Raw genomic sequence first — 18,417 nt, 5'->3', positions numbered from 1 at the left:
CCTACTCCATTCTTCTTTTTTGTGCGATTAAGCGCTCCACTTCTAATATAGCGGCATTCTCATCTCCAGTATGCAAAGCTTCTCGAATCTTTTTGCTAATCAGCTGATTATTCTTACGAAGCAATTCGCGTTCTCTGGTCAGCTCAACTTCTGCTAACTCTCCGTCTTCCATCTCCTCTGGCAAATCTTCCTCCAACATCCGATACCAAAGTTGCTGGACTCTTTCCGGTAAGCTAGATAAATCCTGCGAAGTCACTTCACCATTGGTCAGTAAAAGCTCGTATAACTCCTGCAGTTCCGCCGTATCAAAGGCAAAATCTGTGCGAAGCCGATAGCTATTTAAAACCAGCGGATTGTGTACCATACGATAAAGGATATGGATTTCTGCCTTTATCAACCGTGATAGCTGTTTAGACAGTGGAAGATCTACCAGTACAGGTCTTCTTAGAGATTCTGACTGCTGTCCGCTTCGACTACTTCGTTCAGCCAAACGACTATTGTTAACCGTATTCTCTACCTGCTGGTAATCAAAATCTGGCAGTAACTCAGCCAACATATAAATATAGGAATTCTGAGCTGTAATAGACTGCGTTTGAGCAATGATTGGTGCCATTCGCTCCACGAATTCAATCTGAGCCTGCAAATTTTCAATATTATCCGGTTTGAGATAACGCAAAAGGAACTCTACATCACTAATTCGCGTTTTAGTCAGAAATTGTTTCAATTCCTCGGCAGAATTTTTAGCAATAAATTCGTCTGGATCCATATTGTCAGGAAAGGAGACAATCTCTACCGACATATCCCGTAGCTCCTCTAAAGCTTTGGCTGTCGCAGCCTGACCAGCCCTATCTCCATCATAAGTCAGAATTATTTTCTTGCAATACCTACGCAGATGCTGGACATGCTCAGACGTCAGAGCTGTTCCCATAGATGCGACTGCATTTTCAACTCCAGCCCGATAAGCCGCGATCACGTCCATAAAGCCTTCCATCAGATAGACTTCATGGCTCTTCTTGATAACCGGCTTGGCCTTATCCAGATGATAAAGCTCATAGCTTTTATTAAAAATAGGGGTGCTGCGACTATTCTTATACTTGGCAGTCTGTGAACCAGCCTCCGAATCTTGCCAGATCCGACCAGAAAAGGCGACAACCTGACCCTTGTCGTTGGTCAAGGGATACATAATCCGGTTCTGAAAAGCATCATAGACCAGATTATTCTCTGCTAGATTAAAAAGTCCTGAGTTCATGATGGTAGACTCATCAAACTTAGCAGCCATGCTCTTATGAAGATAGTTGCCTTCATTGGGAGCCAGGCCGATTTGAAAATGCTTAATGACTTCATCCGTCAGCCCACGCTTGTAGAGATAAGCGCGTGCTTCTTCTCCTATCTTGGTCGTCATCAGAACTGCATGGTAGAACTTCGCTGCTTCTGTATGAATATCATAGAGCGCCTGATGCGGATGAGACTGTCTCGGTCGATCAGCGCTCGCTCTCTCCATCCCTAAGGAAATGCCCGCTCTGTCTGCGACAATCTGCACAGCATCCATAAAGGATACGCCTCGATAATCCTCAATAAACTTGAAAACATCTCCCGACTTGCCACAGCCAAAACAGTGATAAAACTGCTTGTCCTCTACAACGTTGAAGGAAGGCGTCTTTTCACCATGAAAGGGACAAAGTCCCAGAAAGTTTCTGCCAGCCTTGGTTAAGGCTACCGTTTCTCCTATGACATCGACGATATTGACACTATTTTTTATTTCAGAAATCATTTCTTTATCCAATAGACAATACCTCCAATTCATCACAGAATATCACTCTATATTTTATAATAATTTGACGCAAATGTAAAACATTTGATAGGCAAGTAACTTGAAATAATTGCTTCTTTAAGCTATAATATAATCTCAAATATTAAATTATTTTTTGAAAGGAAAAGAAAATGTTAAAGGATCTTAAAGAATTTTTGCTACGCGGTAACGTGATTGACTTGGCAGTCGGGGTTATCATTGCGAACGCTTTCGGAGCAATCGTCAACTCATTGATTACTGACGTTATCACTCCTCTCTTCCTCAACCCAATTTTGAAAGCTGCACAATTAGAGCAAATTTCTCAATTGAAATGGAACGGGGTAGCTTATGGTAACTTCTTGAGCGCCGTGATTAACTTCTTGGTAGTCGGTACCGTTCTCTTCTTCATCGTGAAGTCTGCTGAAAAAGCACAAAGCCTTGCTAAAAAGAACGAAGAAGCTGCTGAAGAAGCACCAGCTGGACCAACAGAACTTGAAGTTCTGCAAGAAATCAAGAGCTTGCTTGAAAAACAAAACTAGTATCCAAACAGCACTGAAAAAATCAGTGCTGTTTTTATTATGTGCTTCCCATTCAAAAGAAAAAAACAGCCAAATCGGCTGTTTTCTCATTCTATTGATTAGAATTTTTTACGTTTACGAGCTGCTTCTGATTTACGTTTGCGTTTTACAGAAGGTTTTTCATAGAATTCACGTTTGCGTGTTTCTTGAAGAGTACCAGCTTTAGTAACCGCACGTTTGAAACGACGAAGAGCATCGTCAAGAGATTCATTCTTACGTACTACTGTTTTTGACATTTTTTTCACTCCCTTCAAGTCCAAAATCTATATAATGATACCATACATAGAAAGCCGTGTCAAGTATTTTATGTCATTCGTATGTGTCTGGATTTTTGAGGTTTCAAAAAATATTGCTAGCGGAAATACTTAACTATCAGGCTTTATCCAATTTTTGAAAAGTTACAAAAACCAACTGTCTCAAAAAACAGTTGGTTTTTACCTTACAAGGTCTTTCGTTTTTTTGCTTCTTTCGAGAGGGAAATGTTCTTAATCTTTTCATAGCGTAAGAAGCGTTGGATGAGGCGCTGGTCGCTTACATCTGGTTTCAAATCAACCACATAGTCCAACTTGATAAACTTATTGTCAACTGACTGGACAGAGGTCAACTCAAAGCTTTTGCAGGCTGTTTCAAAGATTGCCTCAAAAAGAACTTCATAGTCTAATTCAGCAGGAATCTGAATTTGAACATAACGTCTGGTTTGGCTAACCGAACTAAAGCCCATCTTTTCAAAGAGCAACCAAAAGAAGGAAATGAGGAGTGTGAAAAAAACTCCTAGAGCTAAGAAACCCATTCCTGTCGTAATCCCAATCGCTGTCGCCATGAAGATGGCCAAAAGTTCCTTGGAACCTCCTGCAGCTGATCGGAAACGAATCAAACTGAATGTTCCTGCTACAGCGACACTGGTTCCCAGATTTCCATTTACCAAGAAAATGATAATGGAGATAATGGCCGGCAAGAGAGACAGTGTGATGACAAACCCCTTGGTGTAAATAGTTTGGTGCTTATAAACCTTGGCCAAAATGATTCCCAAAATCAAGCCCGTCACGAGGGAGGCTATTAGGGCTAGAGGGTTGACTTTGATTTCAGCCGAAGAATAGATACTGTTAAATAGTTGTGTAATCATTGTTTCTCTCCTTAAACCTTGACGGCTTGAGGAACCAATTCTTTAGATTTTAGGTAGGCTTTGCCGTATTTTGAGAAGGACTGATCTTCAAGGCCGTATTTGTTCAAAATTTCAGACATCCACTGAGGATATTCCCCTGGAATCTTGATTTCCATAATTACCATATCGTCCTCTAATAGAGGATAGCCGTGGCGTCCTGAGGTCAGGTCTACATCATAATCACGGAAGCGGATATTGGAATCAACCGTCACACGAACTTTTTTGTCCTCCAAGCCTTTCATCGAGTAACGGTCGTAGCTAATTACCATTTTAGCTTTTAAGCCTGCATAACGCTCCTGCAACAGCTCCACTTCTGTCTTGACCCGCTCATCAGAAATAGTCTGGTCTGCAAATCCTTTCTCAATATAATTAACTACCGAAGTCAGATTTGAAACTAGCCGATACTTGAAGCCAACGTCCTCCGACTTTTTCTTGATTTCCAAAAATACCTGACTATCCTTTGTCGGCTCCGCTGCATAAGTCCGCATCCGTAGCTTTTCACGGCCGCCTCTTCTAGCAATCGAGTCTTGGATCATTTGAAAATCATCATTGTCAAAATAGACATTTGAAATGGTCGAAGTTGCGTAATCATCCGGAATGAGGTAAGCATGCATTTCAGCTTCTAAACGAGCCAAGGTCGCACGGTCTAAAATGTACTTTGTTTCAACACGTCGGAAGTTCGTTTGGATTTGTTTTTGTTTCATTTGTATGCTCCTCTTTCTACAAATGTAGTTTTTGGTTTTAAAAGAAAGAGAGCCCTTGCTCTACTACTCTCATACTTTCCGGACAGTATTTTCAAAACTTTATTCTACACTTGTAGTTTTTAAAAGTCAAGAGGAAAATTACTAAAATTTAAAAAAACTTTAAAATTAACCTCAATTTATGAGTTGAAGACTAGATTCTACAAAAAATAAAGATAAAAAAATTCTACCAATCGCTGCTTCTATCAAGAAACCTCAATTGGTAGAATCTTTTATCTAATCGTCATCGTCATCATCATCGTCGTCATCGTCTCTGTCATCATCACGATCTTTATCCTTACTCTTTGAGGAGCTAGTTTGAGCAGGAGGTTGGACAGGTGCTGTACTAGTGTTTGTATTTGAATTTGTCACAGTATTGGTCGCAGGAGTCGGCGAGCTAACACTTCCCGTCTGACCTGCATTCCCATTCCCACTTCCACTATCAGCTGGAGTCGCTGCAGAAGACGATGATGGCGGAACTTCTTTTTCAACTGTCACTGTCTTTTCGACATGGTATGCTGCTTGGATTGGACGACTTTTCCAGTCTTGGCATTGACAAGCATCTTATGCGCCGTCTGTCCATGTGAAAAGAGAATCTTATAATTGCCTTTCTCACGTGAAATCTGCACATCCTTAATGTCCTTTTCAGCAAGAGAAAGTTCCTTCAAAACTGTTTCTAAAACCTGACGCTGACTAAGTCCTTCCGCTTTCTTCGACTCTGAGACAAGTTTACTATCTTGTGCGACTGGATTTTCTAAGGCAAAGACCGAGCTAGTCAAGAGTAAAAGTAGAGGAACTGCTACTACGAAAGAAGCAGACAGAAACTTTTTCGGCAGGCGGCTGTCCATGATACCAATAATCCGTCGCTTAAGATTAAACTTATCCAAGTAAAAACAAGTTGTCAAAGCAATCGGAGTCTTCTTACTCCGATCAATCATCGTCAGAATAGTCTCACCATAAAAAGTGCGATAAGCTGTGTCTTTTCTACTCAAAACATCGTAGTCGCAGTACATTTCTCCTGCTTCCTGAGTTTCCCGACAAGCAAAACGAACCACTGGATTAAACCAATGTAGGCTCTTGGCAAGAATCGCGAAAAGATTAATCAAGACATCATAGTGCTGATAATGGGTCAACTCATGCTGAAAAATCAGCTGCAGCTCCTCCTCCGTGTAGTCCAGCTCCGGTAGCACAATAAAAACATCCCTGAATCCCAGCAACATTGGACTCTGTGTCATAGGATAGTGGAGCAGACGAATCTTACTTTTAACGCCCATCTTTTCTTTGATCAAATGCAACTGGAACAAAGTCTCTTCGTCCTCAACCTCTGTCCCCCAACGTTGCAACATCTTTTTGAAACGAATATAAGAATAAGCATATTTGCCTAGGTTAAATGCACAACCAAGCAGCCAAATGACAAAGAATATTTCAAACTAAGGTAGGCCTAGAAAAGCCTCCCAGAGATTTGCCTGGCTAGCTTTTTCAGCTACTTGAGAAACAGTCTGCCCTCCACTTGTCTGGCCAGCTCTAACAGCTGTCTGAACAGTCGCCCCAGTACTCAGCCGAATCAAACCAGAGCCAAATTGAGGACGAATTGGGAATAGAAAGCTCAGCAAGATTAAAAACCAGATAAAATACTTGACCTTGACTGAAATCCTGGTCTTAAGGGCTGCAAAAAGAAGGCTCAAAAACAGAACCAAGATCGAGGTTGAGAAACTGGTTAAGAGGAAAGACAAAAGGAACTGTTTCATGGGTACTACCTCATCTTACTCTTTCTGATTCAGTAAATTACGCAACTCATCCAGTTCATTTTCTGAAAAAGAATTAGATGAAAAGAGAGTCTTGACAAATCCTCCTATGGAATGTCCATTGTAGCGCTTCAAAAAGTCTGACGTCTCTACTTCTAAGTATTCCTCTTCAGAAATTAAAGCTGTATACTGTCTTTCACGCCCCTTTCGAACACTTTCTAAAAACCCCTTTTCCGTCAAGCGAGCCAGAACTGTCAACAAAGTCTGAGGCTTCCAATGGTTATCTTCGCCCAGCTTTTCCATGATTTGGGCTGAAGTCGTTGGATTTGGCAAGTGCCAAATAATCTTTAAGATAGCAAATTCACCATCTGGTAAACGTTTAATTGAATGATTCATTATATTTCCATACTTTCTAAAGTCTTCTTCTGATTTTATTCTACACATGTCTAATAAAAAAGTCAATCATTATGTAAAAAAAGAGCGGGAAATCACTATTTCCCGCTCCTTTTTAGAAAAACAAACTCAGCAAAGTCAACATCGCTAGTCCGCCCTGCTTGAACAAAATTTTCGGATCGCTAGTCACTGCACCGTAAGCAGCTACCAAGATGATATAAACCATAAAAATCCCCAGCCAGACTGGATTAGGCTGCACAAAGGTCGCAATTAAAACCAAAATACCCAGCAGAGCATTATAAACTCCTTGGTTTTTAAAAAGGGTATTGACCGACTTCTGCTCCAACTCCTCTTGAGACATACCAAAGACCCGTGCTGTCGCTGCAGAAGTCGTTGCGATGGTCTCCAAGTACATAATATAAAAAAATTCCAAGGCAACCAAACTTGCCAAAATCAGTGTAAAAACAGACATTTTCTTCTCCTTATAGAAATTTATGACGAAAAAAAGTATAACATAGTGCAAGAAAAAGCGCTAAAATTTAGTTCCAATAAAATGGACGAAGTGTATTAAAATGTTTTAGATTGCATTTTTAAAATAGGCGTAGCAAAACTCAGCATTTTCCGACTAGATGTGATACAATCTTTTTTGAAAAATGGAGGTAAGTTATGTTAACCTATGATTTAATTGTCATCGGCTTTGGTAAGGCCGGTAAAACATTGGCAGCCAAAATGGCGGCTCAAGGAAAAAAAGTTGCTTTGATTGAGCGAAGCAAGGCTATGTACGGGGGAACCTGTATCAATATCGCCTGCATCCCAACCAAGACCCTGCTTGTTGCAGCTGAAAAAGGCCTGGCTTTCGACCAAGTCATGGCTGAGAAGAATGCTGTAACCAGCCGTCTCAACGGGAAGAACTACGCAGCAATCAGTGGAGCTGGTGTTGACATCATCGATGCGGAAGCTCATTTCCTTTCCAATAAGGTCATCGAAATCACAGCTGGCGATGAGAAAGAGGAACTGACTGCTGAGACTATTGTCATCAATACTGGTGCTGTTTCCAATGTCCTGCCGATTCCAGGACTGACTGAAACCGAACATGTCTATGACTCAACTGGCATCCAAAATCTGAAAGAACTTCCTAAACGCTTGGGAGTTCTGGGTGGCGGTAACATCGGCCTAGAGTTTGCTGGGCTCTACAACAAATTGGGCAGCCAGGTGACTGTGCTAGATGCTGCTCCTGTCTTTCTCCCTCGAGTAGAGCCTTCTATCGCTGCTCTAGCTAAGCAATACATGGAAGAAGACGGAATCCAACTCCTGCAAAATGTGCAAACCAAGCAGATTAAAAATGATGGTGACGAAGTTGTGGTTGTGACAGAGGATGGAGAATTCCGCTTTGATGCCCTGCTCTATGCTACTGGCCGCAAGCCAAATGTTGAGCCACTGCAGTTGGAAAATACAGATATCGAGCTGACAGAGCGCGGAGCTATCAAGGTCAACAAGCACTTGGAAACATCTGTACCTGGTGTATTTGCAGCTGGCGATGTCAATGGCGGTCTGCAGTTCACTTATATCTCACTGGATGACTTCCGTATCCTTTATAGCTATCTGGCTGGCGATGGTAGCTACACACTGGAAGACCGTAAAAACGTCCCTACCAGCATGTTTATTACACCGCCTTTGGCTCAAATCGGATTGACTGAAAAGGAAGCCCAAGAGCAAGGACTGCCGATTGCAGTTAAGGAGATTCCTGTCGCAGCAATGCCTCGCGGACATGTCAATGCTGACTTACGCGGTGCCTTCAAGGCCGTTGTCAACACTGAAACCAAGGAAATCGTCGGGGCAACTATTTTCTCAGCGGGAGCTCAGGAAATTATCAATATCCTGACTGTAGCCATGGATAATAAGATTCCTTACACTTACTTGAGCAAGCAAATCTTCACCCACCCGACTTTGGCTGAAAACCTCAATGATTTATTTGCTATTTAATTTGAAGCCCCCGACGGGGCTTTTACAATCCCTACGAAATTTAACTACATTTCAACCTCTTTTTGTGGTACAATAATGCTAGTTTATTTTAAAAAGATTGAGGAAAATTATGTCTGAACTGTATGATATTACGATTGTCGGCGGCGGTCCAGTTGGCTTATTCGCTGCATTTTACGCTCATTTGCGCCAAGCCAAGGTTAAAATCATCGATTCCCTGCCTCAGCTGGGTGGCCAGCCAGCCATTCTCTATCCAGAGAAGAAGATTCTGGATGTACCGGGCTTTACTAATTTGACTGGCGAAGAGTTGTCTCAGCGTCTGATTGAGCAGCTGGAGACTTTCCAGACTGAGATTTGCCTCAATGAAACAGTGCTGGATATCGTCAAATCTGATGAAGGCTTCACCATCACGACTTCTCAAGCCCAGCATCAGACCAAAACCATTATCATCGCCATGGGAGGCGGCGCCTTCAAACCTAGGGCTTTGGAGCTAGACGATGCTGAATCTTACAGTAACCTCCACTATCACGTTTCAAACATCAGCCAGTACGCTGGTAAAAAAGTTGTTGTTCTGGGAGGCGGCGATTCGGCTGTTGACTGGGCACTAGCTTTTGAAAAGATTGCAGAAACCAGCCTAGTCCACCGTCGGGATAACTTCCGAGCTTTGGAGCATAGTGTGGAAGAACTCAAGGCTTCTAGTGTTGAAATTAAGACACCCTTTGTACCTCATCTATTAATCGGCGAAAATGGCAAGATTACCCACTTGGAAATCAGCCAAGTCAAGGGAGAGGATAGTCAGCTTTTGCCTCTGGATCATCTCTTTGTCAACTACGGTTTTAAATCCTCTGTCGGCAATCTCAAAGATTGGGGCTTGGAGCTTAACCGTCACAAGATTTTGGTCAATAGCAAGCAAGAAACTTCCGTGCCAGGTATCTATGCAGCTGGAGACTGCTGTAGCTACGAGGGGAAGATTGATTTGATTGCGACCGGGCTAGGTGAGGCACCTACTGCTGTCAACAATGCCATTAACCATATTTATCCTGAGCAAAAAGTCCAACCCAAACATTCTACAAGCCTATAAAAAAACAGCTGCCGAGCTCAAGCTCAGCAGCTTTTATAATTCATCTGCAATTTTATTGATTTTTCTCAAGCGATGATTGACACCGCTCTTAGTTAGAGGTCGGCTCAGACTATCAGCTAGCTGCTGGATGGAGTAGTCCGGATGCTGGATACGAAGTTGAGCAACCTCCTGCAGGTCTACAGGTAAACTCTCAATGCCAATATTATCATTGATTTTGGCAATATTGTTGATGGTTTTCATACTTGCTGTAACTGTGCGAGCGATGTTCGCTGTCTCCGCATTATTGGCGCGATTGAGATCATTGCGCGCTTCCCGCATAAGCTTAAGAGACTCAAACTCAGCCATGGCTTCCATAGCACCGATGACAATGAGAAAATCCATGATATCCTCAGCCCGCTGCAGATAAGTGACAGCCCCCTTCTTACGCTCGATGGTCTTGGCATCCAGTAGGAAACGACGCATCAAGGCAGCCAAATCCTCAGCATGATCCAGATAAACGGATAAGATTTCTAGCTGGTACTTGCCTGAGTCTGGCTCCCGCATGCTGCCATTCGAGAGAAAGGCTCCCCGAAGATAGGAACGACTGGCTTCATCATCTGATAAAATGGCCTGGTCAATCCCGGCCTCGATACCAAAAAAGGAGTCAGCCAAGTGCAGGTCAGATAGGATTTCTTCCACTTTTTGATCTAGAAATACTGTATAAACGCGATTCTTGCGCAGATTAGTCTTCTGATGGTGGCGGATTTCTGATTTGACCTGATAAAGGTCCGACAGCAATTCATAGAGATGGCGAGCAATCTTGGCATTTTCTGTTGAAATGGATAAGGTGAGGCCGGTCGAAGAAATTCCTAAACTACCAGCCATCTTGATCATGGCAGCCAACTCGTTTTTGTCTTTTACAGATAAGCTTAAAAGCTCTTCTTTTACTTTTACTGTGAAGCTCATTTGCGCACCTGTATAATCTGCATCAATTCATCCACAAGTAACTCTCCATCATGGAAAGCTCCGCCATTTTCCAATCGAAGGAAATTCGATGAAATGACACGCGGAACTTGCTCTTGCAGCCCTCGAAAATTATGCTCAACTTGAACCAGATATTCATCAAATTTATTGCTATTCATATACTCGCGCGGAACTGGCTCGATATTGACCAAGACAGTATCAATGAACTTTTTGCCCAGATGACGATGCAATACTTGAACGTGGTCGCTATCTGAAAAGTGCTCGGTTTCGCCACGTTGAGTCATAATATTGCAAACATAGGCTACTTCTGCCTTAGTATCTAAAATAGCTTGTCCGATTTCTTCAATTACGAGGTTTGGCAAGATGGAGGTGAAGAGAGAACCCGGTCCCAGCACCACCATATCGCTATCCAAAATGCTCTGGACCACCTTTCTACTAGCAACAGGCTTTTCATCATCATAGGTATTGGTCACATAGACCCGCTCAATCATACCAGCCTTACTAGCTAGATTGCTCTCACCGACAACTTCTGTTCCATCTGTAAACACAGCATGCAGAGTCAGCGGAGTATCGCTTGAAGGGTAGATTTTACCTGTTGTATGGAAGAACTTGGTCAGAAGCTGCATGGCATTATAGGTCGAACCCTGCATTTCGGAAATGCCTGCAATAATCAGATTCCCAAGGGGATGACCTGCTAGAACGCCGTCTCCTTTGGCAAAGCGATACTGGAAGACCTTCTCATAAAACTTTGGCATATCAGACATAGCCACCAAAACATTTCGCAAGTCACCCGGCGGCGTCAGCTGCTGGATGTTCTTACGCAGCTCACCAGAACTGCCGCCATCATCTGCAACTGTGACAATGGCTGTGATCTCCACATCCTTTTTCCGCAGGCTGTTTAAAATAACTGAAATTCCTGTACCGCCGCCGATAACTGTAATTCTCGGTTTTCTCATGAGCGGTTCACCGTTTCCTTCCGGCGATTTTTGTCACGATGACTGGCATTGACTGGCCAGTTTTTCGCTAAATCATCCGCCAAACGCTGTGCAAAAGCCACACTGCGGTGCTGTCCGCCCGTGCAGCCAACTGCGATAGTCAGCACAGACTTTCCTTCCTTTTGATAGCCGGGCAAAATCGGCTCAATCAGGCCCAGCAAATGCTGGTAAAACTCTTCTGACTCCGCATGGTTCATGACATAATCAAAGACATCCTTGTCCAATCCTGTCTGATTGCGCAGCTCAGGTTTATAGTAGGGATTAGGCAAAAAACGTACATCAAAAACCAAGTCCGCATCCAGAGGCAAACCGTATTTGAAACCAAAACTCATAACCTCGATGCGGAAACTGTGCAGATCAGCCTGGTTTGAAAATTGTTCAGAGATGGTCTTTCTGAGCTCCCGTGGTGTCAGTTCCGTCGTATCTACAACATTTTGACTGAGATTTTTCAGAGGAGCTAAAAGTTCGCGCTCCAGTTTAATACCATCTAAAATTCGCCCGTCGGCGGCCAAGGGATGACTGCGTCTAGTTTCCTTATAGCGAGCCACCAACTCCTTGTCGGCCGCATCCAAAAATAGAATTTTAAAATCAATTTCCGTGCTTCTTTCTAGCTCATCCAGAATATCCTGAATCTCCAAAAAGAAGGAGCGACTCCTCATATCAACAACCAGAGCCAACTTATCATTGTCCTTTGTTCCTTCGACCAACTGCAAAAACTTTGGTACTAGGGTCGGCGGCATGTTATCAATGGTAAAATAACCCAAATCCTCAAAAGACTGGATAGCGACAGTCTTTCCGGCACCGCTCATTCCTGTCACAATCACTAATTGAATCTTGTGTTCAGCCATTCTTTCTCCCTTCGTCTAACATTTTATTTCTAAAAAAGGACGGGAAACTTCTCCCGGTCCCAATCATTTATTCTACGATCTCAGCAATGACTTCGATTTCGATTTTTACATCACGAGGCAAGCGAGCCACTTCTACTGCCGAACGAGCTGGAAACTCGCTTTTAAAGGCCGTTTTGTAGACCTCATTAAATGGCACAAAATCATTGATATCACTTAGGAAACAGGTTGCCTTGATCACATGGTCAAAATCTGTTCCAGCTGCTTCCAAAATAGCTCCTACATTTTTTAAAACTTGCTGGGTCTGCTCTTCAATCGTTGCACCTACAATTTCTCCCGTCTCTGGTGACAAAGGAATCTGACCACTTGCAAATAAAAGGTTGCCAACGATTTTTCCTTGGACATAAGGTCCGATTGCTGCTGGTGCTTTATCTGTTTGTACTATTTTTGCCATTGTATTCTCCTCATTTCTTTTATCTTACTTATTATATCATAAAGTCAAAAGACTGACTATTCTTGTCCTCCTTCCCATTGACTTTTAGGAAATTTTTCTTTATGATAGTAAATGCATAATTCAAAACACTTGTTTTGGACTGGTTCGCAAACTTCCCAGTATAAAAAACTAAGTACCCTTATATTCTAAAGTAATGTAATTGCGCATAGTTTTTTCTGGTGTCCTGCCACTTTGGCAGAACTAACTGAGAGGTTGAGACGGAGGTTTCAGCCTTATTTTATTTCTCAAAAGGAGGACCTATGAAAAGAAAAGTTATTATTGACTGCGACCCTGGCATAGACGACAGCCTAGCCCTACTCTATGCCCTGCAACACCCTGACTTAGAGGTCGTTGCTTTGACCATAGTCGCTGGAAATGTCCCAGTGGAACTTGGTCTTGAAAATGCCTTTAAGATCCTAGAAAGGCTGAATAGGCTGGATATTCCAGTTTATGTAGGAGCCGACAAGCCCTTGGTTCGTGACTTTCTCTCCGCCCAGGATACCCACGGTATGGATGGACTAGGGGAAAGTGGGATAACAAGAAATAGTTCCACCCAAGCCCAGCCACAAGCAGCTTATGATTTTCTAGCTGACTATTTCCAGAAAAATAGTGATACTTCCATCATTGCACTAGGACCTTTGACCAATATTGCCTTGGCTCTTAGGAAAAATCCTACACTTGGGCAACATCTAGACCGATTTGTCAGCATGGGCGGCAATTACAAATCGCACGGCAACTGTTCGCCCGTAGCTGAGTACAACTACTGGTGCGATCCACATGCAGCCCAAGAAACCTACGAAAAACTTGGAAAAAAGATTGAAATGGTCGGTCTAGATGTCACGCGAAAGATTGTCTTGACACCCAATCTATTGGAATATATGCGTTTTATCAATCCTGAAGTCGCTGACTTTGTCGGAAAAATCACTCGTTTTTACTGGGATTTTCATTGGGAGTATGAACATATCATCGGTTGTGTCATCAACGATCCCTTGGCCGTTGCCCATTTCCTGCATGAGGACCTTTGCCAAGGCTTTGACTCCTTCGTCGATCTTGCAACGGAAGGTATTGCCGTGGGACAAACACTAGTTGATGCCTATCATTTTTATGGTAAGCAAGCCAATGCTAAGGTGCTGACCCAAGTAAACACCCACCTCTTCTTTCAGGATTTTCTCTCCGTGATACTCAACACGTCAAAGGAAATTATCTGCCAAGATCTGGAAACTTTAAATTTAGGATAAAATTATGAAAAAAACAACACCATTTACCATCACATTTACAGCTATCTGCATCGCTCTAAACTATATCGGGGCCAACATCGCACTTTTTCTAAAACTTCCTGTTTATTTGGATACTTTTGGAACGATATTGGCCAGCCTCATTTTAGGACCTATTTGGGGAGTAGGAACAGCGGTTGCCAGTGCTCTTATTAGCGCTTTTACAACAGACATTTCTGCTATTTATTTCTCTCCAGTAGCCATTCTTTTGGCTCTGCTTGTCTCAGTCTTTTTCACTTCTGCTTCAAAACCAAGACTAAACCTTCTCTGGAAAACGGTTCTAGTTTCACTACCAGCTACTGCTTTGGCCTCTCTGATTACCGTCATTGTCTTCAAAGGAATTACCCCAAGCGGCTCTAGTATTATCGTTCAAGGTTTACACGGTTTAGGCTTAGATTTGGTCACCAGCACCATCATCGTCCAAGCGCTAACCGACTATGCAGACCGCCTCATCGTTATCGGAGTCAGTCTGGTCTTCATTCCACAACTCAAAAAAGTCAGCCCAAGAATCTTTGCAAAATCCAACAATGCATAAATCAAAAGAACTACTCAGAAACAGTGATTTCGAGTAGTTCTTTTTAGTTTAACATTTGTCTTTTATCCGTCTTTAATGTTAAGTTATAAAAAAGGAGTAGGCAGACCCTTCTAGAGTCCAATCCTACTCCCGAGCTACATTTGAGATTAGTTTCGTCCTTTGAGAACAGCCTCAATGATAGCCATTCTGACAAAGACGCCATTTGTCATTTGTTCTACAATCCGAGATTTTGGAGCTTCAACCAAATGGTCTGCAATTTCTACATCGCGATTGACAGGCGCTGGGTGCATCAGGATAGCGGTATCCTTCATACGATCATAGCGCTCTTGCGTCAAACCATGAAGTTTATGATAATTTTCCTTAGAGAAAATAGAGTTGTAGTCATGGCGCTCATGCTGTACGCGCAGGAACATCATCACGTCCACTTGGTCAATCACTTCATCAATGGTTACGAACTTACCATAGTCAGCAAACTCCGCACTTCTCCACTCATCTGGACCAGCAAAGAAGAGCTCGGCACCAAGACGTTTCAAGATTTGCATATTAGACTTGGCTACACGAGAGTGATCAAGGTCACCAGCGATAGCTACTTTCAAACCATCAAAATGACCGAATTCTTGGTAAATTGTCATCAAGTCAAGCAAACTTTGACTCGGATGCTGACCAGAACCATCACCACCATTTACGATAGAAGTTGTAATTGTTGGGCTTTCGATCAATTCTTTATAGTAATCCACCTCAGGGTGACGGATGACACAGACATCTACACCGAGAGCTGACATAGTCAAAATCGTGTCATACAAAGTTTCTCCCTTGTTGACTGAGCTTGTCTTGACATCAAAGTCAAGCAGGTCGCATCCAAGTTTTAATTCTGCTACTTCAAAAGCCTTGTGAGTCCGAGTTGAAGATTCAAAGAAGAGATTTGCAACGATATGCTGCTCATCATAATGAACCTTTGCGCCGTTTTTAAATTCAATCCCGCGCTTGATCAAAGCCATTACTTCTTCGTTCGTGAGGTGTTCCATAGATACAAGATTTTTAAGTGCGATTTGATTTGATGACATGATGTTATACTCCTTTTTTATTAAAAACTTTGGACAAATGTAGCAATCTCGTCAGCCTAATTTTTAGGTTCTGGCAGGATGAGGTAGAGGGCAATTCCGAGAACAGTTGACAAGGCAACTCCTGAAACTTGCAGACCTGATAGTTGCAGGGTCAGACCACCGATACCAGATACCAGAACGACACTAGCAATCAGCAGGTTCTTTTTGTTGTCAAAATTGGTTTGCGCTTCAATCAGAATTTTCAAACCACTGGAAGCAATTACCCCGAAGAGGGCGATGGAAATGCCTCCCAAAACTGGACTTGGAATCGATTGGAGCAGGGCGGATACTTTCCCAACAAAACTCATGATAATCGCCAATATAGCAGCACCAGCAATCACATAAACGCTGTAGATTTTATTGAGCGCCATAACCCCGATATTCTCACCGTAGCTGGTCACTGGCGGAGCACCAAAGATACCCGCGATGACCTGAGCCAGACCATCCCCAGCCAAAGTCTTATCCAAACCAGGCTCTTTAAAGAAATCCTTGCCTGTCAAGCTATTCAGAACCATCACATGCCCAAAGTGCTCTGTCATCGTTACAAAGGCGATCGGTGCCATTGTTAGAATTGCACTTGGATACAATTTAAAATCATAATCTATAAACGGAAGATTCATCGGCGGAACGTGGAACCAAGAAGCTTTTGTCACGTTGGCAAAAGAGATAATCTCCTGACCTGTCACCGCTCCGACAATCAGAGCGAAGATATAGCCAACAATCAAGCCCAGCAGTACTGGAATAATACCAACGATTTTCTTACCGTAGATGTTAAAGAGAATGACACAGAGGAGGGTTACCACCCCGATAGCAAAGTAGGTGATGTCGTAGACCTTCTGGTCTCCAACGGTCTTATACATCACATCGCCAACGGCTGTGCCCGCCAGACTCAGACCAATCACCATGATGATCGGCCCCACCACTACTGGCGGCAAAATCTTATCAATCCAGGCGTTTCCTGCGAATTTCACGATGAGGGCTACGATGAAGTAGACCAAACCTCCCGTGATAGCACCTTGCGCAACCGCAGCAATCCCATCTGTCTTCATTAGAATTTGCATGGCAGCGATATAAGCAAAGCTGGAGCCCATATAAGCAGGGATTTTGTACTTGGTCACTGTCAAGTGAGCCAGCGTTCCCAAACCACTTGAAAACAGGGCTACCGCTGGGTCAATTCCCACCAGAATCGGAACCAACACTGTCGCCCCAAACATGGCGAATAAATGCTGGAATGAAAGTCCTAAGAGTAAGCCAGGATTTGGCATATCATGGACATCGTATTTAACTTCTTGAATCATCTTGTCTCCTCCTCTACAATCAGAACTCGGTCCTGACCATCTTTTTCAGTCATTTCAACAATAATCTCTTCGCGGCGGCTCGTTGGAATATTTTTGCCAACATAGTCTGATCGAATCGGTAGCTCACGGTGCCCACGGTCCACTAGAACGGCAAGACTGACGCGTGATGGCCGCCCATTGCTGACAAGATTATCAATGGCTGCACGGATGGTCCGACCTGTATAGAGCACATCGTCAACGAGAATCACTTCACGATCAGTAATGTCAACTGGAATCACTGTCGTGTCTTCCTTGACCTTGATGTCGTCTCGGAAGGGCTTTGTATCCACTTCGCAAACTGGAATCTCAATTTTCTCTAGCTGAGCCAGTCTTTGCTGGATCCGCTTGGCAATGAAAACCCCTCTGGTCTTAATGCCTGCCAAAACGATTTGGCTTAAATCCTTGTTGCGCTCGATGATTTCATAGGTGATTCGCGTGATGGCACGATTCATAGTGATCTCATCGACAACTTCCTTTGTCTTCATCTAAACCTCCTAAAAACATTAAAAAAGCCTCCTTTTGCAAGGAGACCTCAGAAAATAGAGACAGGCTGAAACAAGACGCACTTGTCACACTCCACCCATCATTTTTACTTTGCTCCTTGCCTATCTCTCTGGATAGAATTAAAGGACTATTTAATTGTTTATAACTATACCACAATTTCAATTCCATTTCAAGAAAAAAATGAACTTTTTTCATGAGAAATTACTAGCTTTTTTAACAAAATAAAAAACAGAGAACATCTGTTTTCTATTTCCTACTATAGTACTCTAAGCTTTCTTCTTTGAAAATGAGATAGATTTGATTCCGTAGAAAACATAACCAAAGACTAGATAAGCCACAAAGATAATCAAGCACATCTTGATAACATAAGGCCAACCGTGCTTATAGACATTAAGGAAAAAGTAGGGAAAGGGTTTATCCTTAGCATTCGGAATATCAATTTTCAAGAAAAAACCGTTAATAAGAGCAAAAATCATGTAAATCAGCGGAACACTTGTCCAAGAAATGGGATCAAACCAACGATACTGCCGAGTTTTATCAAATACAAGAGTATCAAAGAAAAACATGAGAGGCACAATGTAATGGCAAAGGAAATTTTCCAAACGATAAAAATCTGTCGCAATCGGAGCTAGGAGCAGGTGATAGACGACGCAGGTAATCATGATACACATGGTCACACCGCCCTTCACGCGCAACAGCTTGGAACTCTCCCAATTATTGTCCGTCCACATTCTAAAAATGAGATAGGCGGTGAATAATAGAACCAGAAGATTAGACAAGACCGTGTAGTACATCAGCATTCCCACGCCAAGTTTAGCAATTTCCAGATAGACTCCTACAAAAGCCAAAACCAGAAGAAGAAGGCGATAAGCAAGAATTACTTTTTTATTCATAGCGCTT

Annotated in this window: 19 protein-coding genes, 1 pseudogene and 1 riboswitch; of the genes and pseudogenes, 5 read left to right on the top strand and 15 right to left on the bottom strand. The window is 42.8% G+C overall.

What is annotated here, in order from left to right; all coding sequences use genetic code 11:
- Nucleotide 1 precedes the first annotated feature (1 nt).
- Nucleotides 2–1,804, bottom strand: a complete 1,803-nt coding sequence (gene dnaG / locus PAN94_RS02950; protein WP_285874531.1) for a DNA primase — start codon at nt 1,802–1,804, stop codon at nt 2–4.
- A gap of 137 nt (nt 1,805–1,941) precedes the next feature.
- Here dnaG and mscL point away from each other — a divergent pair, with 137 nt between their 5' ends.
- Nucleotides 1,942–2,328, top strand: coding sequence for a large conductance mechanosensitive channel protein MscL (mscL, locus tag PAN94_RS02945; protein WP_149517375.1), 387 nt, complete (start codon nt 1,942–1,944; stop codon nt 2,326–2,328).
- A gap of 98 nt (nt 2,329–2,426) precedes the next feature.
- On the opposite strand, the gene rpsU is transcribed toward mscL, so the two are convergent.
- The 6 genes and pseudogenes from rpsU to PAN94_RS02915 form a co-directional block, all read right to left on the bottom strand.
- The gene (gene rpsU, locus PAN94_RS02940; protein WP_000048054.1) at nt 2,427–2,603 is read right to left on the bottom strand and encodes a 30S ribosomal protein S21; all 177 of its coding nucleotides are present in this window, start codon (nt 2,601–2,603) and stop codon (nt 2,427–2,429) included.
- Between the two features lie 203 nt (nt 2,604–2,806).
- The gene (locus PAN94_RS02935; protein ID WP_285874530.1) at nt 2,807–3,490 is read right to left on the bottom strand and encodes a DUF4956 domain-containing protein; all 684 of its coding nucleotides are present in this window, start codon (nt 3,488–3,490) and stop codon (nt 2,807–2,809) included.
- A gap of 11 nt (nt 3,491–3,501) precedes the next feature.
- Nucleotides 3,502–4,233 (bottom strand): polyphosphate polymerase domain-containing protein, encoded by a 732-nt coding sequence (locus tag PAN94_RS02930; RefSeq protein ID WP_285874529.1) that lies wholly within the window; start codon nt 4,231–4,233, stop codon nt 3,502–3,504.
- Between the two features lie 273 nt (nt 4,234–4,506).
- Nucleotides 4,507–6,017, bottom strand: a pseudogene (locus PAN94_RS02925) (M56 family metallopeptidase).
- A gap of 15 nt (nt 6,018–6,032) precedes the next feature.
- A complete protein-coding gene (locus PAN94_RS02920; protein ID WP_285874528.1) occupies nt 6,033–6,410 on the bottom strand; it encodes a BlaI/MecI/CopY family transcriptional regulator in 378 nt (125 codons plus the stop codon).
- Nucleotides 6,411–6,522: 112 nt separating this feature from the next.
- On the bottom strand, nt 6,523–6,879 hold the full coding sequence (locus PAN94_RS02915) for a DUF1304 domain-containing protein (RefSeq protein WP_285874527.1): 357 nt from the start codon (nt 6,877–6,879) through the stop codon (nt 6,523–6,525).
- 194 nt (nt 6,880–7,073) lie between these two features.
- Between PAN94_RS02915 and PAN94_RS02910 the strand changes: the two genes are divergently transcribed.
- A complete protein-coding gene (locus tag PAN94_RS02910) occupies nt 7,074–8,390 on the top strand; it encodes an FAD-containing oxidoreductase (RefSeq protein WP_285874526.1) in 1,317 nt (438 codons plus the stop codon).
- 109 nt (nt 8,391–8,499) lie between these two features.
- Nucleotides 8,500–9,468 carry an NAD(P)/FAD-dependent oxidoreductase gene (locus PAN94_RS02905; RefSeq protein WP_285874525.1) on the top strand — a complete coding sequence of 323 codons (969 nt, stop codon included), beginning with the start codon at nt 8,500–8,502 and terminating at the stop codon, nt 9,466–9,468.
- 33 nt (nt 9,469–9,501) lie between these two features.
- Here PAN94_RS02905 and whiA read toward each other — a convergent pair whose 3' ends face one another.
- The 4 genes from whiA to PAN94_RS02885 all read right to left on the bottom strand — a co-directional run bounded on the left by whiA (nt 9,502) and on the right by PAN94_RS02885 (nt 12,725).
- Nucleotides 9,502–10,413, bottom strand: coding sequence for a DNA-binding protein WhiA (gene whiA / locus PAN94_RS02900; RefSeq protein ID WP_285874524.1), 912 nt, complete (start codon nt 10,411–10,413; stop codon nt 9,502–9,504).
- Complete coding sequence (locus tag PAN94_RS02895; protein ID WP_048792125.1) at nt 10,410–11,387, bottom strand: YvcK family protein; 978 nt, start codon at nt 11,385–11,387, stop codon at nt 10,410–10,412. The genes whiA and PAN94_RS02895 overlap by 4 nt, the downstream gene beginning before the upstream one ends.
- Complete coding sequence (gene rapZ, locus PAN94_RS02890; protein ID WP_045497166.1) at nt 11,384–12,274, bottom strand: RNase adapter RapZ; 891 nt, start codon at nt 12,272–12,274, stop codon at nt 11,384–11,386. The genes PAN94_RS02895 and rapZ overlap by 4 nt, the downstream gene beginning before the upstream one ends.
- Before the next feature lie 67 nt (nt 12,275–12,341).
- The gene (locus PAN94_RS02885; RefSeq protein ID WP_005590207.1) at nt 12,342–12,725 is read right to left on the bottom strand and encodes a RidA family protein; all 384 of its coding nucleotides are present in this window, start codon (nt 12,723–12,725) and stop codon (nt 12,342–12,344) included.
- Between the two features lie 133 nt (nt 12,726–12,858).
- Nucleotides 12,859–12,903: riboswitch (PreQ1 riboswitch) on the top strand.
- Nucleotides 12,904–13,024: 121 nt separating this feature from the next.
- Here PAN94_RS02885 and PAN94_RS02880 point away from each other — a divergent pair.
- Together PAN94_RS02880 and PAN94_RS02875 are read left to right on the top strand one after the other, a co-directional pair.
- Nucleotides 13,025–14,002, top strand: a complete 978-nt coding sequence (locus tag PAN94_RS02880) for a nucleoside hydrolase (protein WP_285874522.1) — start codon at nt 13,025–13,027, stop codon at nt 14,000–14,002.
- Between the two features lie 4 nt (nt 14,003–14,006).
- Nucleotides 14,007–14,573 (top strand): LytS/YhcK type 5TM receptor domain-containing protein, encoded by a 567-nt coding sequence (locus tag PAN94_RS02875; protein ID WP_285874521.1) that lies wholly within the window; start codon nt 14,007–14,009, stop codon nt 14,571–14,573.
- Between the two features lie 146 nt (nt 14,574–14,719).
- On the opposite strand, the gene PAN94_RS02870 is transcribed toward PAN94_RS02875, so the two are convergent.
- The 4 genes from PAN94_RS02870 to PAN94_RS02855 all read right to left on the bottom strand — a co-directional run bounded on the left by PAN94_RS02870 (nt 14,720) and on the right by PAN94_RS02855 (nt 18,410).
- A complete protein-coding gene (locus PAN94_RS02870; RefSeq protein WP_045497159.1) occupies nt 14,720–15,637 on the bottom strand; it encodes an aspartate carbamoyltransferase catalytic subunit in 918 nt (305 codons plus the stop codon).
- A 56-nt stretch (nt 15,638–15,693) separates the two neighbouring features.
- A complete protein-coding gene (locus PAN94_RS02865; protein WP_285874519.1) occupies nt 15,694–16,974 on the bottom strand; it encodes a uracil-xanthine permease family protein in 1,281 nt (426 codons plus the stop codon).
- Nucleotides 16,971–17,498, bottom strand: coding sequence for a bifunctional pyr operon transcriptional regulator/uracil phosphoribosyltransferase PyrR (pyrR, locus tag PAN94_RS02860; RefSeq protein ID WP_285874518.1), 528 nt, complete (start codon nt 17,496–17,498; stop codon nt 16,971–16,973). The genes PAN94_RS02865 and pyrR overlap by 4 nt, the downstream gene beginning before the upstream one ends.
- Before the next feature lie 285 nt (nt 17,499–17,783).
- Entirely contained in the window at nt 17,784–18,410 is a 627-nt protein-coding gene (locus PAN94_RS02855; RefSeq protein WP_125381786.1) for a Pr6Pr family membrane protein, read from the bottom strand.
- Nucleotides 18,411–18,417: the final 7 nt, after the last annotated feature.

The organism is Streptococcus sp. SC1, from assembly GCF_030272855.1.
GTDB lineage: Bacteria > Bacillota > Bacilli > Lactobacillales > Streptococcaceae > Streptococcus.
Note: the sequence above shows the minus strand (reverse complement) of the source record. Positions and strands in the feature narration are given on the sequence as shown.